Raw genomic sequence first — 14,602 nt, 5'->3', positions numbered from 1 at the left:
ACCGGCTGTCCACCGTGCGCGGCGCGGACCGGATCGTGGTGATGGGGGAGGGGCGGATCGAGGAGATCGGCACCCACGAGGAACTGCTCCGCCCGGCGGGTGCCCAGGAGCAGCGCCGCGTGAGGCACCGGGACGGTCAGGCCGGCTGGCCGCTGTGCAGCGCGGTGTAGGCCCCGCCGCGGCCGAGCAGTTCCTCGTGGGTGCCGATCTCCTCGATCCGCCCCTCCCCCATCACCACGATCCGGTCCGCGCCGCGCACGGTGGACAGCCGGTGCGCCACCACGAACGTGGTGCGTCCGCGCAGCAGCCGGGCCAGCGCCTGCTGCACCAGCGCCTCGGACCGGGTGTCCAGCGCCGAGGTGGCCTCGTCCAGGATCAGCACCCTCGGGTCGCGGATCAGGGCCCGGGCGATGGCCAGGCGCTGGCGCTGGCCGCCGGACAGCCGGGCGCCGTGCTCGCCGACCAGGGTGTCCAGGCCCTGCGGCAGCCGGTCGACGAACTCCAGCGCGTTGGCGTCGCGCAGCGCCGCGCGCACCGTCTCCTCGTCGGCGTCGTCCATGCCGTAGGCGACGTTCTCCCGGACCGTGCCGTCGAAGAGGATCGACTCCTGCGGCACCACCGAGACGAACCGCCGGTAGGTGCGCAGGTCGAGGGTGTTCATGTCGGTGCCGTCGAGGAGCAGCCGGCCGGAGGTCGGGCGCAGGAAGCCGATCACGAGGTTGAGCACGGTGGACTTGCCGGCGCCGGACGCGCCGACCAGCGCGACGGTCTCGCCGGGGGCGACGTCGAGGGTGAAGTCCCGTACGGCGGCCCGGCCGCCCCGGTCGTAGGCGTGGCCGACGTGCTCGAAGGCGACCGCGCCGCGCAGGGCGGTCAGTTCGGCCTTTCCCTCGTTGTCCTCCAGTTCGGGTGCCTGGAGCACCTCGCCGACCGAACGGACCGACTCCAGGCCCTTGGTGATGACCGGGGCCAGGGCCGCCAGGGTCGTCGTGGAGTTGGTGAGGGTGGTCAGGAAGGCGCTGAGCATGACGACGTCGCCGGCGGTGACGCCCCACACGCCGTAGTACGAGATCAGCGCGGCGGCCGCGAGCACCAGCACGCCGATCACGTTGAGCAGCACCCAGGCCGCCGAGCCGAACCGGCCGTTGACCAGGTCCAGGCGGAGCGCGGAGGTGAGCAGGCGGTCCAGGGTACCGTCCATGCGGCGCAGCGCCTTGCGCTCCAGGCCGTGGGCGCGGGTGACCGATATCAGCCGGGTCATCTCCGTCACCCGGGACGAGAGGGTCTCCACCTCGTGCCGGTAGTGCTCGTTGTGCCGGCGCAGCCGGGACCGCAGCCTGGCCACCAGGAGGGAGGCGGCGGGCACCACGACTAGGAAGACGGGCAGGAACTCGGGGGTGCGGGCGCCGATGATGACCAGGCCGCCGGTGAGCACGGTGAGCGCGCCGAGTCCGTTCTCCGCGGTCTGCTGCACGGCTGTCTCCACGGTCTCGACGTCGCGCACCACCTTGGCCTGGAGCACGCCGGCGCTGACCCGGGAGTGGTAGCCGATGGAGAGCTGCTGCATGCGGGTGCACAGCGCGGAGCGCAGCGCGGTGCCCATCCGGCGGATGCTGCCGTACAGGAGGCGGACGTACAGCAGGTGCAGCGGGTAGTTGACCACCAGGATGAACATGATGATCCCGGTGCTGGTCCACAGTTCGCCGACCGGCCGGTGCTGGACGACCGTGTCGATGATGGTGGCGGTGATCAGGGGCAGCAGCCAGACCGGGCTGTGCTTGACGGTGAAGACGGCGGCCGCGCCGAGCAGGCGGCCCCGGTCGGCGCGGAACAGGTAGACGAGGGTACGGATCGGGTGCTCGCCGCGGTAGCGGTGGTCGAGCGGTTTTTCCAACGACGACGCCATCGGCGTGGTCCTCCAGTGCGGCCGGGGGGTGGGGCAAGCGGTGGGGCAAGCGCTTTCCTACCCGTTCGGCCCGGAGTCCGCCACACCGTCCCACGCACCGGGAGACCCGCGCCCCCACCCCCGTGGAGGGCGCGGGTCCCGTTCCGGGGGCCGCGGGGGGTCTAGTCGCCCAGGGTGCGGGCGAGTTCGGAGGTGACGCGGCTGATCTCGGTGTCGTCCTCGGCCAGCAGTTGTTCCAGGGCGCCGCGCCGGGCGCGGACGGCCTGGCGGGCCGCGCGCTCCCAGACCACCGGGTTCTCCCGGTGGTTGAGCAGTTTGGGGTAGACGGTGGCGGTGCTCTCCCACTGCCGGGCGGCCGCGATGCTGTGCAGCAGCCGGATGATCTGTGCCCGGCAGCGCACCTCGGGGCGCTGCGCCAGCTCCCACAGGAAGGGGACGGTGGCGGCGGTCGCCTGCTCGACGACGAAGCCGTACTGGCAGATGCGGGCGCGCAGTTCGGCGAGGGCGGCGCGGGCGGTGCCGGCGTCGCCGGTGGCCACCCGGGCGAGCAGGGCGGGGATGCCGGCGGCGGAGCCGCTGGAGTCCTGGATGTGGTCCCAGGGCACCTGGTCGAGTCCGGGCAGGGACGCGGCCCGGGCGGGGCCGGTCCCGGGGGTGGGGCGGTCGGTGCGCTGGGTGCTCGGCTTCGGTGTCGGAGCGGTGCGCATGGCGTGGGGGCCTTTCCGCGGTGGTCGGGGTCAGGTCGGGGGCCGGGCCGGCAGCCTGGCCCAGACGGTCTTGCCCCTGGGGGGCCGGGGCAGCCAGCCCCAGGTGTCGGCCAGTGTGTCGACGATGTGCAGGCCGCGGCCGTGCTCCCGCAGGACGCGGTCGTCGGCCGGGGCGGGTACGGGCGCGTCGTCACCGGGGTCGGTGACGGACAGCAGCAGCGCGCCCGGTACCAGGGATATGCCGAGCCGCACCTCGGCCGGGCCGGCCACCGCGGGCGCCGCGTGCGCCGCCGCGTTGGCGGCCAGTTCGGCCACCACCAGGACGGCGTCGTCGGCGCGGTCCGCCAGCGACCAGCCGCGCAGTGTCTCGCGGGTGAAGGCCCGGGCCCGCGCGAAGCCCGCCCGGTCGCACACCAGGCGCAGACCGGCCGCGGGGCCGTGGTCCCGTGGCCGGGGCCGCTCCCGGGGCGCCGGCGCCACGGGCCGGATCGGTGCGTCCGCCGCCGCGAGCTCGCTCAGCGGACGGAGCACGGGGTACGCGGATGACGGCACGGCACCTCCCTGATACGGAGTCAGCTTGGGGCGTCGACGCGGCAGTTGCGTCCCGGCTATTATCCACACCGACAGCGCTCGCGTGCAATTGCACGAGAAATTGCGCGAAAAATCGGCTGGGAGCGTGCGAGGCCGAGGAGCCGCTGTCCGCTCCCCCGAACGGCAAGGAGACCGCGGTGCCACCAGTACACAACGGAGTACAGGCGAGTTCGTTGGACGCCAGCTGGACCAAGAGCCGGCACAGCAACGCCGAGGGCAACTGCGTGGAGGTCGCCCGGGTGGACGGGGGCATCGCGCTGCGCAACTCCCGTGATCCGGACGGGCCGGCGCTCGTCTACACCCCCGCCGAGGTGGCGGCGTTCCTGGCCGGGGCGAAGGACGGCGAGTTCGACCACCTGGTGTGACCGGCTCCGCCCCCGAGCGGAGTACCGGGAGGTCAACTGCCCTTTTTCCAGGGGCCGCCACGGTGCGGACCGGCAGAATGGGATACGCTGGTGTTCAACTCTGCCGGTCTGCTGGGAGTCAGGTATGTCCGCCGCGTCGTCGCCTCGTCTCTCCCGTCTCGAGCTCTATCTGGACCGGCCCGAGCCGGCTCCCACCCTGCTGAAGATGCTGGTCGGCGTCCAGCTGGCGGGGTTCCGCGAGGACGCCGGGCTGTCCCAGGACCAGGCGGCGCGCCAGGCCGGCTTCAGCGCGGCGAAGCTCTCCCGCATCGAGTCCGGCAAGGGCCGCCGGCCGCCCACCGAGGCGGACGTGCAGAAGCTGCTCGGGCTGTACGGCACCGATCCCTACGAGGCGTCCACGCTGGTCAAGCTGTTGCGCCGGGCCGGTGAGCCGGGCTGGTGGCAGCGGTACGACAAGCGGCTGATGCCCGAGTGGTTCGACCGGCTGGTCGGCCTCCAGGAGGCCGCGGCGACCATCCGGACCTTCGAGATCCAGTACGTCCCCGGGCTGCTCCAGACCTCCGCCTACGCCCGTGCCGTGGTGGAGCGCGGCCTGCCGAACGCGCCGGCCGGCGAGGTCGAGCGCCGGGTGGAACTGCGCACCCGGCGCGCGCAGTTGCTGTCCCGGCAGGACGCGCCGCAGGTGTGGGCGATCATCGACGAGTCCGTGCTGCTGCGCGTGCTGGGCAGCGCCGAGGTGATGCGCGAACAGCTGGAGCATCTGGCCCGGACGGCCGCGCTGCCCAATGTGACGCTCCAGATCGTGCCGTTGAACGTGACCAACGCGTCGGCGCCCGCCATCCCCGTCACCTATCTGCGGTTCAGCGGCGCCGATCTGCCCGACGTGGTCTATCTGGAGCACATCCGCAGCGCCAACTTCCTCGAGGACCGCGACGAGACCGAGGAGTACCGGGTCGCCCTGGACCGGCTGGCCGACGAGGCGCTCACCCCGCGCGAGTCGGTGGAGCTGCTGCGCGCCACGGTCGAGCAGCGCTACCCCGCCCGGTAGACCCGCGAGCGGGGCACCGCGCCGCGGTCACCGGCCGGGAACGCGGCCCACGCCGCCGTACTCGATCCACTCCCGGGTGAGCTGCCGCGGGACCACCTCGGTGTCCGGGCGCCAGGTGGAGACCTCCACCAGGCCCGGTTCCAGGATCTCCATGCCCGCGAACCACTCGGCCACGTCCTGCTGTTCCCGCACCCGGCCCCAGTGTCCCTGGGTGGCCTGGTCCATGAAGGCCGTGACGGACTCGCGGACCTCGGCGTCCTCGCTGACCAGCTGACACATCACCGCGTAACTGCCGGGCGCGAGGCGCTCGGTGACCCGGCGGGCGACGGCGGCCGGGCCGTCGGTGGCACTGTCCGGGATGCAGTGGAAGACCGAGTTGAACAGCACCGCCACCGGCTGCGAGAAGTCGATCAGCCGCTGGGTGTCGGGGTGCGCGAAGATCTCGTCGGTGGCGCGCAGGTCGGCGTGGATCACCGCCGTGCGGTCGTTCTGGTCCAGCAGCGCCCGGCCGTGCACCAGCACCATCGGGTCGTTGTCGACGTAGACCACCCGGGATTCGGGGGCGACGCCCTGCGCGATCTGGTGCACGTTGTCCTGGGTAGGCAGGCCGGAGCCGTGGTCCAGGAACTGGCGGATGCCGTACTCCTGGGCGAGCACCCGGACCACGCGCTGGAGGAAGCGCCGGTTGTTCAGGGCCAGCCGGCGGGTGCTGGGGACGACCTTGTCGAGTTCCTCGACGGCGGCCCGGTCGGCCGCGTAGTTGTCCTTGCCGCCGAGGTAGTAGTCGTACATCCGAGCGGCTGTCGGCACCGACGCGTTGATCTCCGTGGACAGCTGCTTGTCGGCCTGCATCATTCCCCCAGCTTCGAACGGCGCCAACTGCACTGGCTTTACTGACAGTACATCTTAGGGAGTCGGCGTTTGCCGAAACAGAGCGGTGACGGAACCGGTCCGGTCCGCGTGGCCGCCGCGGACCGGACCGGCCGTCGTCCCCTCAGCCCCGCGAGGCCAGGTACTCCTCGACGCCGGGCGCCTCGTGCGCCTCCTCGACGTTCACCACGCCGCCCACCGCCTCGGCGTCGGGCTTGAGGACATAGGTGGAACGGCTGGCGGGCTGAGAGACGTCGGTGAAGTTCTGCGGAGTGCCGAGGCCGGTGTCGGCGTTCTCCTGCGAGCGGTGCGCCTTGACGACGTCCTCGCGGGTCAGACTGCCGCCCGCGCACGCCTTCTTCAGGTCGGCGCCCATCAACTGGGCGGCGTTGTACCCGGAGAGCACCCCGGAGTCGACCGGCGAGTCCGGGTACTTCTTGCCGTAGGCGGCGACCATCTTCTTGACGCCCGGCAGATCGCTGCTGACCGCGGGCGCGGCGCTGACCACGCTCACCATCGCCTCCAGGGCCTTGGCGGCGGGGGTCTTCATCAGCTGCGGAGCGTAGCCGGGGGCGCTGGAGACGATCGGCACCCGCAGGCCGATGGAGGCCGCGACGCCGGCCAGCGAGGCGGTCTGGGCGGGTCCGGCGCTGATCAGGACGGCCTTCACGCCGGCCTTGCGCAGCGCGGACACCTGGGCGGTCAGGTCGGTGTCGGTGGCCTTGATCTTCTGGCCGGCCACCTGCACGCCCGCCTTCTCGCCGGCCCACTCGGAGCCCTCCAGCGCGTTGGCGCCGTAGTCGCCCTCGAAGTAGACGTGACCGATGGTGTCGCCCTTGGCCACCTTCTTGGTGCGGGTCAGGTAGTCGACGGCGGCGATCATGTCGAGGTCGTAGGTGGTGCCGAGGACCTGGACGGCGTCCTTGTCGAGCAGCGAGGCGGCCCACGCCTGCGGGAAGGTCAGCATGTCGTCGCGCTGGATGTCGTCGAGCAGGGCGGCGACCACCGGCGAGCCGATCACCTGGGGCAGGGCGACCACGTCGGAGGAGATGTCGGCGTAGGCGGTGACCGCCTTCTGGACGTCGTAGCCGTGGTCCTTGACGACGATCTCGACCTTGCGGTCGCAGATGCCGCCCGCCGCGTTGACCTCGTCCGCCCACATCTGCTGGGCCTGCACGATGGACTTGCCGAGGGTGGCGTAGGGGCCGGTCAGGTCGGTGAGGGCGCCCAGCTTGATGGCCGTGTCGCTGACGCCCGGGCCGGCCTTGACGCCGTCGGCGCCCCCGTCGCCGCCGGTGTCCTCGCCCTTGGAGCTGCAGGCCGTGCCCGCGAGCAGCACGGCGGCGACGGCCGCGGCCAGGGCGATCTTGGTGGTGCGGGGCCTGTGGTGCGTGTTCACGGAGTGTGCTCCTTGGCTCGTACGGCGGTTGCGGGCGGCCGGGGCGCGGCCCCGGGGTCGGTGGGTGCGGGACGGGTGCGGCGGCGGGCGAGGCGGCCGCGGGTGCGGCGGGCCAGGCCCATCAGTCCGTCGGGGGCGAACAGCAGGATCACGACGATCGCGGCGCCGTAGAGGTAGCGGGCGGCCTCGGTCGGGCCGAGCGAGCCGTCGCCGCTGCCGGGCGCGGCGACCAGCGGCAACTGGTCGGCGTAGCGGGTCATCAGCAGGGGCAGCGCGGTGACGAAGACGGCGCCCGCGGTGGCGCCGGCGACGGAGCCGAGCCCGCCGATGACGATCATGGCGAGGTAGTCGACGGACAGGGCGAGGGAGAAGTAGTCGGGCACCACGCGCCGGAAGGCGAGGGCGAGCAGGACGCCGGCCAGTCCGGCGTACATGGAGGAGACGACGAACGCGGCCGAGCGGTACTTGGCGACGTGCACGCCCATCACGGCGGCGGCGGTCTCGCTGTCGCGCAGGGCGACCAGGGCCCGGCCCGGGCGTCCGCGCAGCAGGCCGCGGGCGGTGACCCAGGTCAGCGCGAACAGCGCGAGGCCCAGGTACCACAGGCGTTCCTCGGCGCCGAACGGCACGCCGAGGACGGCGAGGTCGTCGCCCTGGTCGAAGACGAAGCCGCCCACCTCCAGCGGCGGCACCGAGCTGCCGTTGAAGCCGCCGGTGACGGAGTCGGCGGTGAGCAGCACGTGGTGGCCGAGGAAGACCAGGGCGAGGGTGGCGACGCCGAGGTAGACGCCCTTGACGCGGCCGGCGACCGGGCTGAACAGGCCGCCGGCCGCGCCGGCGAGCAGGACGGCGAGGACCAGGGCGACGGCGGGCGGCAGCCCGGGGCCCTCGTCACCGGCCAGCCATACGTAGCCGTAGGCGCCGACGGCGAGGAAGAAGGCGTGGCCGAGCGAGAGCTGCCCGGCGGTGCCGCTGAGCAGGCCGAGGCCGATGGCGCCGATCGCCGCGGCCATCGAGAACAGGCCGATGCGCAGCCAGAACGCGTCCAGGTAGAAGGGGAAGGCGCACAGCAGCAGGACCGGGATCAGGAAACCGCCGCGCTTGAGGAGGTCAGACACGGGCCGCTCCCTTCGCCGCGAACAGTCCGGCGGGGCGGACCAGGAGGACCAGCACCATCACCGCGTACGGGGCGACGTCGCCGAAGCCTTCGCCGAGGACGTGCAGGTCGGACTGGTAGCCGGCCACGTACGCCTCGGTGAGGCCGATCAGCATCGAGCCGACCAGCGCGCCGACCGGGGAGGCCATGCCGCCGAGGATGGCGGCCGGGAAGGCCTTCAGCGCGATCTGGCCGGTGGTGCGCTCCAGGCCCGGCGCCGGGAAGGCGGCGAGGAACACGGCGGCCAGCGCGGCCAGCGCGCCCGCCAGGCACCAGGCCAGCATGCGCACCCTGGTCAGCCGTACGCCCATCAGGGCGGCGGCCTCGGAGTCCTCGGCGGCGGCGCGCAGCGACAGGCCCCAGGGCGTGAACCGGAACAGGGCGAAGGCGCCGGCGATGGCGAGTGCGGAGACCACGATCGCGGCGATCCGGCTGTCGGCGACGGTCACCGGGCCCAGTTCGGTCACCGCGTCGCCCCAGGGGTCGCCGAGGGTGAGCAGGTCGCCGCCGATCCGCCGGGCCAGGTCGGTGAGGATGACGATGTCGATGCCGATGGTGGCGATGGTGGCCACGTGGGCGGCGTGCGGGTCGGTGCCGATCCGCTGGAGTATCAGCCGGTCCACCAGCCCGGCGACGGTGGCCGTCACGACGACCGCGAGGGCGAGTGCCCCGCCGAACGTCAGGTCGTCGTGGCAGACGGCGATGAGATAGCCGCCGAGCAGCAGCAGCGAGCCGTGGGTGAAGCTGAGGACGCCGGACGCCTTGAAGATGGTGACGAAACCGAGGGCGATCAGGGCGTAGACGGAGCCGAGGGCGACACCGTTGAGGAGGTTGTCGAGGAGGTCGGTCATGCGGCACCCTCCCCGGTGGTCGCCGCCGTCGCCTCGGTGCCCAGGTAGGCGCGCAGCACCTCGGGGTCGCGGCGGACCTGGTCGGGGGTCCCGTGGGCGATGCGGCGGCCGAAGTCGAGGACGGTCACCTCGTCGGCGAGCCGCATGACCAGGCCCATGTCGTGCTCGACCAGCACGACGGAGAGGCCGAGTTCGGCGCGTACGTCGCCGATGACGCCGGCCATGCGGACCCGTTCGGCGGCGTTCATGCCGGCCACGGGTTCGTCGAGCAGCAGCACACGGGGCTCCAGGCAGAGGGCGCGGGCGAGTTCCACGCGTTTGCGGTCGCCGTAGGAGAGCAGCGCGACCGGGGTGTCGAAGTGGGCGCCGAGACCGGTGAGTCCGGCGAACTCCCGGGCCCTGGCGAGGTGCGCGCGCTGCTCCCGGGTGGCCGCGGGCAGCCGCAGGGCGCTGGCGGCGAACCCGGCGCGGGACAGGGCGTGCCGGCCGAGCATCAGATTGTCGGCGACGGTGCCCTGGGTGGTGACGATGTTCTGGAAGGTGCGGGCGACGCCGAGGGCGGCGATGCGGTGCGGGGCGAGCCGGGTCAGCTCGGTGGTGCCGAGCCGGACGGTGCCGGACGCCGGGCGGTACAGGCCGGACAGGACGTTGAAGCAGGTGGACTTGCCGGCGCCGTTGGGGCCGATGACGGCGTGCACGGTGCCGGGGGCGACGGTGAAGGAGACCTCGTCCAGCGCGGTGAGTCCGGCGAAGCGGACGGTCACGTCCCGGACCTCCAGCGGGGGCGGCGGGTCGGTGCGGGGGGTCACGCGGCCCCCTGACCGTCGGCGGCCTCGCCCAGGTAGAGCCGGCGCACCGCGTCCGTGCGGGCGAGTTCGTCGGCGGGGCCGGACAGCCGGATCTCGCCGACCTCCAGGACGTGGGCGTAGTCGGCGAGGGAGAGCGCCATGCCGGCGTTCTGCTCGACCAGGAGGACGGCGGTGCCCTGGGCGTTGATCTCGCGGACCACGTCGGCGATCCGGGCGACCATCATCGGGGCGAGCCCCAGCGAGGGCTCGTCGAGCAGGAGCAGCCGGGGCGAGGCCATCAGGGCGCGGCCGATGGCGAGCATCTGCTGTTCGCCGCCGGAGAGCAGCCCGGCGGCCTGGTGCGGGCGTTCGGCCAGGCGCGGGAAGAGCGTGAAGACCCGGTCGCGGGCCTCCCGGGTGCGGGCGGGGGCGCGGCGGGTGAGACCGAGTCCGCCGGCCCGCAGGTTCTCGTCGACGCTGAGCCCGGCGAACACTCGCCGGCCCTCGGGCACCTGGACGACTCCGGCCCGGACGGCGGCCACCGGGTCACGGCCGTCCAGTACGGTGCCGCCGTAGCGGACACGGCCGGCGGTGATCGCGCCGCGGTGCAGGCGCAGCGTGCCGGAGACGGCCCGCAGCAGGGTCGTCTTGCCCGCGCCGTTGGCGCCGAGCAGGGCGACGACGCCGCCGTGCGGGACGGTCAGCGACACGGAACGCAGGGCGGACAGGGCGCGGCCGTAGGTGACGTCGACTTCCTCGACGTGCAGCGCGGGCGCCTCGTCCGGTGGTGCTTCGGGCATCACGGCTCCTTGGCGCCGTGCCGGTGCGACCGGCACGGTTACGGGGGCTTCACAGGTGCGGGGTTCTGACGTCCGGGGAGGAACGCGGGCTCACGACAGCACGGGGGCCGCCGGCCGGTACAGCGGATGACCCCGGCTCGCTGCGACGTCCCAGTCCGGGGGCGGGGACTCTGTGCGGACGCCCAGCGGCCCGGGCTCGGAATGCGCGCGGTGGCCTCGGCGCGGCGGACGCCGGATGATCGACGGATGCGTCCGCTGAGACACGGGTACACCAACCGGACGGCCGGTGACGGCTCCGTCGTGGCGAAGACCTACGAGGGGCCGGACGCGGCCGGCAGACTGCGCCGCGAGCACACGCTGCTGGTCCGGCTCGCGGGCCGGTTGCCGGTGCCGCCAGTGCGGGCGGCGTCCGCGACCACCCTCACGCTCGGCTTCATGGACGGGGTGCCCGGCCAGGAACTCCTGGACGCCGGGCGGGCCGGGCCGATCCTGGCGAGCTGCGGCCGGCTGCTGCGCCGTATCCACGAGACCGCGCCGAGTGTGCTGGGGGACGGCCCGCGCCGGGCCGGTGACGTGCTCCTGCACGGCGACTTAGGGCCGCACAACGCGCTGTTCGATCCCGGCACGTGCGAGGTGACCGCGGTGGTGGACTGGGAGTTCGCGCGCCTCGGGGAGCCGGTCGAGGACCTGGCGTAGTGCGAGTGGATCGTGCGCGCGCACCACCCGGAACACCGGGACGCCCTCGGCGACTTCCACCGGGCCTACGGCGGCCGGGTCGCGGCCCTGGCCGGTGCGCAGGGCCGCGATGCTGGACCGGTGCGAGGCGCTGACGCGGTTCTGTGCGCGATGGGAGCCGGACGGACCTGGGGTGCGGCAGTGGCGGGAGTGGGCGGCGGCGACGGCGGTCTGGCGGGAGTAACGGGGGGGGAGTGGCAGGGGGGGATGCGGCGGGTGGATAGCCAGGGTTGTGCCGCCCGGGTCGGGGACGGGCGGGGGCGGTGCGGCGGGTCGGGTGTGGAGGTCCGCCGCGTCGGGCGGTGGGCGAACTCCTAGTGGCCGGGCAGCAGTCGGCGGGCGGTGAGGGCGAGGCTGACTTCCACCACGTCGCAGGGGCGGGCCAGGGAGCGGCCGGTCAGTTGTTCGCAGCGGCGCAGGCGGTTGAGGACGGTGTTGCGGTGGCAGTAGAGCCGCTCCCCCGCCCGTTGCGCGGAACCGTCGCAGGACAGCCAGGTGGTGAGGGTGTCGAGGAGGACCTCCCGGTCGGCGGGCTCCAGGCGCAGCAGCGGGCCGAGCACCCGTTCGGCGAGGGCGTGGCCGAGTTCGGGGCTGGAGACGACCAGGGCGGCGGGCAGGTGCTCGGCGAGCCGGACCGTGCCGCCGCCGGCCGGGCAGATGCTCAGCGCGGTGTCGGCCAGGCGGCGGGCGTCGCCGACCGCGGCCAGGCCGTCGACCGGGCTGCCGACGCCGATCCGCACGCCGGGTGCGAGGTCCGTGCCGCCGGGGACCGGTTCGGGCAGGCCGGCGTCGCCGATCAGGACGATGCCGTGGTCCGCGTCGACCCCGGCGTGCCAGTGCACCCGCAGCCCGTCCGGTACCGCCGCGGCCCGGGCGGCCTCGCACCGCGCGGGGTGCGCGCCGGCCACCGCGACGACCACGTACCGGCCGTGTTCCGGCAGGTCCAGCGCCTGCGCGGTCTCCGGCAGGTCGGCGATGCGGCTGCTGCCGTCGAGCAGGGCGGCGGCCAGCAGCCGGGCCCGGTTCTCGCGCCGCCGGTTCAGCTGCCACTCGACCTGCCGGTAGGCGTCCGCGACCAGGGTGGAGTGCTCGTCGACGAAGTTCCACACGTCGGAGGCGACATGCACCAGCAGGCGTACGTCCTCGGGGGCCGTGCGGCTGGTCTCCTCGACCAGCCGCTGCCACACCAGGGAGCCGCCGAGCCGGAACGCGTGCAGCAGGGCGTCCAGCGGCAGCCCCTGCTCGGCGCGGGTGGCGCCGATCCGCCAGGAACAGCGGCGGGCCGCCTCCCGGTTGCTGCGCGGGTCGAGCAGCGAGGTGACGCTGTGCCGCAGCGAGCGGTGCGCCTCCTGCCAGGTCCCGGTGGGGTCGCCGGCCATCGCCGCGCGGTAGGCGGGCTCCTGTTCCTGGAGCACCGCCACCAGGCGGTCGGTGAGGTCGGGCAGGTCGTCCAGCAGGACGCGGGCGGCCCGGTGCAGGACGCGCAGCGCGTCGGCGTCGATCAGCGACGTGACGCGGCGGGTCCGCGGGCGCGGAACGGGCGTGGGTGCGGTGCGGATCGCTGTGCGTGACCGTACGGCGTGTTGCATGGCGGCCCTCCCCAAGGCTCGGGCTGGCAGGGCGGCGCGCGCCGGGCGGTGCGCCCGCGTGCTTGCCGTGCCCTGACTCGTCCTTGCCCGAAGGATGGCATACCGTCCGGTCGGTCCCTAGATACTTGGCGGCAACAATCCGGCTCACCATCCGGCTCCGGCCGCACGTCGGCCGTACTCTGTGCTGATCGTTCCGGGGAGGGGATGTCCGTGCGGTGCGCGAATGAGCGAGGTCGCAGAGGCCGGCGAGGGGCTGTGGGAGCGGTGGTGGCGGTGCTGGTCAGCGGGCTGCTGGGCGGCTGCTGGGGCCCCGATCCCGAGCAGGTGGCGAACTGGCGGGAGACGTTCTGCACCCGGCTCGGCGCCTGGCAGGAGGCCAGGGACGCGGCGGAGGGCGGCGCGGCGAACGCCGGGCGCGCGGTCGTGGCCGCGGCGAAGGTGCTGGACCGGGAGGGCCTGGACCAGGACGGCAGCCACGTCCTGGTCGACACCGGTCTGGCCGTCGAGGGCGACCCGGGCGCGGCGGGCCGGGCGGCGTCCTACTGCGACGGCGTGGGGTTCGAGACCCTGGTCGGCTAGGGCCTGTCGTTCGGTTCACGCCGCGCGCGCCTGGCCGGGCCGGCGGCGTCCCGGTGCCGCCGGGAGCGTGCGATGCCCTGCCGCCCGCGGAGCCCGGAGACCCGGCCGGCCGGACCGGGAGCACGCGGTGTCCTGCGCCGGCCCCGCCGGCCCCGCGCCCCGGTCCGCCGCGGCCGGGATCCGGCGGAACCGGGGTGACCGGTTACGGGCGCACGGCCGTCTGTTCCGACTGTTCGACCATGCGGGCCAGTTCGACGCGGGAGCGGACGCCGAGGGCCGCGAAGACCTTGCGCAGGTGGTAGTCGACCGTGCGGATGCTGACCGTGAGGGCCATCGCCACCTCGCGGTTGGTGGCGCCCTCGGCGACGTAGCGGGCGATCCGGAGCTGCTGCGGGGTCAGCCGGGTCAGCGAGCCCGCGCCCTCGGCGCGCGAGGCGCCGCCGATCGCGCGCAGTTCGCCGCGGGTCTGCTCGGCCCACACCCCGGCGCCGCAGCGCTCGAAGCCGGCCAGCGCGCCGCCGAGCCGGTCCCGGGCCTCGCGCGGCCGGCGCCGGCGGCGCAGCCACTTGCCGTACAGCAGCGCCGTACGGGCCCGTTCGAAGTCGCCGCCGCCGGTCTCGTCGTGCCGGGCCAGCGCCCGCCGGAAGAGCTCGTCGGCGTCCTGTTCACCGGCCAGCAGCGCGCGGCAGCGGGCGAGTTGGCCGGTGGACTGCCGGTCGGCGCCGAACGCCGCCCAGTCCGCGAAGTCGGCCAGCACGGTACGGGCCTCCTCGTACCGCCCGGCGGGTACCGCGGCCTCCACGAAGCACGGCACCGCGAGCCGCCACACCGCGAAGTGCCCGCGCCGCGGGCCGGGCAGCACCAGCAGCCCGAGCCGGTCGGCGGCGTCCCGCGGCCGGCCGCGCCCCAGGTCGACGCGGGCCGCCGCCCACTCAGCGAGGGTGGCGGCCTGGGCGAGGCCGTGCCGCCGGGCGGTGGTCTGCGCGGCCGTCACATGCCGGGCCACCACCTCCGGCGCCTCCTCGATGGACGCCGCCATGGCCAGCACCGCGTGGTGCAGGGCGGCCGTGTTGCGCTGGCCGGCCCGCAGCGCGGTGCGCAGCCCCTCCTCGGCGTGGGCGCGGGCCTGGGCGTGCCGGCCGGCCCGCAGTTCGGCATAGGCGAGGTACTCCAGGGCCTGCGGCACCAGCGCGGCCGAGCCGCGGTGCCGGGCGGCGG

The 14,602-nt window shown here is 74.2% G+C and carries 15 protein-coding genes; 4 read left to right on the top strand and 11 right to left on the bottom strand.

The window, feature by feature from the left end:
* Positions 1 to 136 precede the first annotated feature (136 nt).
* The 3 genes from AB0G32_RS39480 to AB0G32_RS39470 all read right to left on the bottom strand — a co-directional run bounded on the left by AB0G32_RS39480 (position 137) and on the right by AB0G32_RS39470 (position 3,165).
* Complete coding sequence (locus AB0G32_RS39480) at positions 137 to 1,906, bottom strand: ABC transporter ATP-binding protein (RefSeq protein ID WP_361175572.1); 1,770 nt, start codon at positions 1,904 to 1,906, stop codon at positions 137 to 139.
* Between the two features lie 161 nt (positions 1,907 to 2,067).
* A complete protein-coding gene (locus AB0G32_RS39475; protein WP_361175569.1) occupies positions 2,068 to 2,613 on the bottom strand; it encodes a hypothetical protein in 546 nt (181 codons plus the stop codon).
* A gap of 30 nt (positions 2,614 to 2,643) precedes the next feature.
* Complete coding sequence (locus tag AB0G32_RS39470; protein WP_361175565.1) at positions 2,644 to 3,165, bottom strand: ATP-binding protein; 522 nt, start codon at positions 3,163 to 3,165, stop codon at positions 2,644 to 2,646.
* A gap of 176 nt (positions 3,166 to 3,341) precedes the next feature.
* Here AB0G32_RS39470 and AB0G32_RS39465 point away from each other — a divergent pair, with 176 nt between their 5' ends.
* Positions 3,342 to 3,569: a DUF397 domain-containing protein gene (locus AB0G32_RS39465; protein WP_361175562.1), complete on the top strand. Its 228-nt coding sequence runs from the start codon at positions 3,342 to 3,344 to the stop codon at positions 3,567 to 3,569.
* Positions 3,570 to 3,693: 124 nt separating this feature from the next.
* On the top strand, positions 3,694 to 4,617 hold the full coding sequence (locus tag AB0G32_RS39460; protein WP_361175559.1) for a helix-turn-helix transcriptional regulator: 924 nt from the start codon (positions 3,694 to 3,696) through the stop codon (positions 4,615 to 4,617).
* Between the two features lie 27 nt (positions 4,618 to 4,644).
* Here AB0G32_RS39460 and AB0G32_RS39455 read toward each other — a convergent pair whose 3' ends face one another.
* From AB0G32_RS39455 to AB0G32_RS39430, 6 genes are all read right to left on the bottom strand, one after another.
* On the bottom strand, positions 4,645 to 5,469 hold the full coding sequence (locus AB0G32_RS39455; protein ID WP_361175575.1) for an SAM-dependent methyltransferase: 825 nt from the start codon (positions 5,467 to 5,469) through the stop codon (positions 4,645 to 4,647).
* 142 nt (positions 5,470 to 5,611) lie between these two features.
* Positions 5,612 to 6,886: an ABC transporter substrate-binding protein gene (locus AB0G32_RS39450; protein ID WP_361175556.1), complete on the bottom strand. Its 1,275-nt coding sequence runs from the start codon at positions 6,884 to 6,886 to the stop codon at positions 5,612 to 5,614.
* Positions 6,883 to 8,004, bottom strand: a complete 1,122-nt coding sequence (locus AB0G32_RS39445) for a branched-chain amino acid ABC transporter permease (RefSeq protein WP_361175553.1) — start codon at positions 8,002 to 8,004, stop codon at positions 6,883 to 6,885. The genes AB0G32_RS39450 and AB0G32_RS39445 overlap by 4 nt, the downstream gene beginning before the upstream one ends.
* Entirely contained in the window at positions 7,997 to 8,893 is an 897-nt protein-coding gene (locus tag AB0G32_RS39440; RefSeq protein ID WP_361175550.1) for a branched-chain amino acid ABC transporter permease, read from the bottom strand. The genes AB0G32_RS39445 and AB0G32_RS39440 overlap by 8 nt, the downstream gene beginning before the upstream one ends.
* Complete coding sequence (locus AB0G32_RS39435; RefSeq protein ID WP_361175547.1) at positions 8,890 to 9,702, bottom strand: ABC transporter ATP-binding protein; 813 nt, start codon at positions 9,700 to 9,702, stop codon at positions 8,890 to 8,892. The genes AB0G32_RS39440 and AB0G32_RS39435 overlap by 4 nt, the downstream gene beginning before the upstream one ends.
* Positions 9,699 to 10,481 (bottom strand): ABC transporter ATP-binding protein, encoded by a 783-nt coding sequence (locus tag AB0G32_RS39430; RefSeq protein ID WP_361175544.1) that lies wholly within the window; start codon positions 10,479 to 10,481, stop codon positions 9,699 to 9,701. The genes AB0G32_RS39435 and AB0G32_RS39430 overlap by 4 nt, the downstream gene beginning before the upstream one ends.
* A 246-nt stretch (positions 10,482 to 10,727) precedes the next feature.
* Between AB0G32_RS39430 and AB0G32_RS39425 the strand changes: the two genes are divergently transcribed.
* Positions 10,728 to 11,177: an aminoglycoside phosphotransferase family protein gene (locus AB0G32_RS39425; RefSeq protein ID WP_361175540.1), complete on the top strand. Its 450-nt coding sequence runs from the start codon at positions 10,728 to 10,730 to the stop codon at positions 11,175 to 11,177.
* 353 nt (positions 11,178 to 11,530) lie between these two features.
* Here the strand turns inward: AB0G32_RS39425 and AB0G32_RS39420 are convergent, their stop codons facing one another.
* The gene (locus AB0G32_RS39420; protein WP_361175537.1) at positions 11,531 to 12,805 is read right to left on the bottom strand and encodes a helix-turn-helix domain-containing protein; all 1,275 of its coding nucleotides are present in this window, start codon (positions 12,803 to 12,805) and stop codon (positions 11,531 to 11,533) included.
* Positions 12,806 to 13,060: 255 nt separating this feature from the next.
* Between AB0G32_RS39420 and AB0G32_RS39415 the strand changes: the two genes are divergently transcribed.
* Positions 13,061 to 13,384 (top strand): hypothetical protein, encoded by a 324-nt coding sequence (locus AB0G32_RS39415; protein ID WP_361175534.1) that lies wholly within the window; start codon positions 13,061 to 13,063, stop codon positions 13,382 to 13,384.
* Between the two features lie 202 nt (positions 13,385 to 13,586).
* Here the strand turns inward: AB0G32_RS39415 and AB0G32_RS39410 are convergent.
* Positions 13,587 to 14,602, bottom strand: a 1,016-nt coding sequence (locus tag AB0G32_RS39410) for a helix-turn-helix transcriptional regulator (protein WP_361175531.1), incomplete at its 5' end; no start/stop codon positions are given.

This window comes from Streptomyces sp. NPDC023723, from assembly GCF_040639815.1.
Classification (GTDB): Bacteria; Actinomycetota; Actinomycetes; order Streptomycetales; family Streptomycetaceae; genus Streptomyces.
This window is presented reverse-complemented; position numbering and strand designations above follow the sequence as displayed.

What these genes read in the sequence shown, in the direction of transcription:
- AB0G32_RS39480 (WP_361175572.1), bottom strand. Translation starts at nt 1,906, where the DNA reads ATGGCGTCGTCGTTGGAAAAACCGCTCGACCACCGCTACCGCGGCGAG.
- AB0G32_RS39475 (WP_361175569.1), bottom strand. Translation starts at nt 2,613, where the DNA reads ATGCGCACCGCTCCGACACCGAAGCCGAGCACCCAGCGCACCGACCGC.
- AB0G32_RS39460 (WP_361175559.1), top strand. Translation starts at nt 3,694, where the DNA reads ATGTCCGCCGCGTCGTCGCCTCGTCTCTCCCGTCTCGAGCTCTATCTG.
- AB0G32_RS39455 (WP_361175575.1), bottom strand. Translation starts at nt 5,469, where the DNA reads ATGCAGGCCGACAAGCAGCTGTCCACGGAGATCAACGCGTCGGTGCCG.
- AB0G32_RS39440 (WP_361175550.1), bottom strand. Translation starts at nt 8,893, where the DNA reads ATGACCGACCTCCTCGACAACCTCCTCAACGGTGTCGCCCTCGGCTCC.
- AB0G32_RS39430 (WP_361175544.1), bottom strand. Translation starts at nt 10,481, where the DNA reads ATGCCCGAAGCACCACCGGACGAGGCGCCCGCGCTGCACGTCGAGGAA.
- AB0G32_RS39425 (WP_361175540.1), top strand. Translation starts at nt 10,728, where the DNA reads ATGCGTCCGCTGAGACACGGGTACACCAACCGGACGGCCGGTGACGGC.
- AB0G32_RS39420 (WP_361175537.1), bottom strand. Translation starts at nt 12,805, where the DNA reads ATGCAACACGCCGTACGGTCACGCACAGCGATCCGCACCGCACCCACG.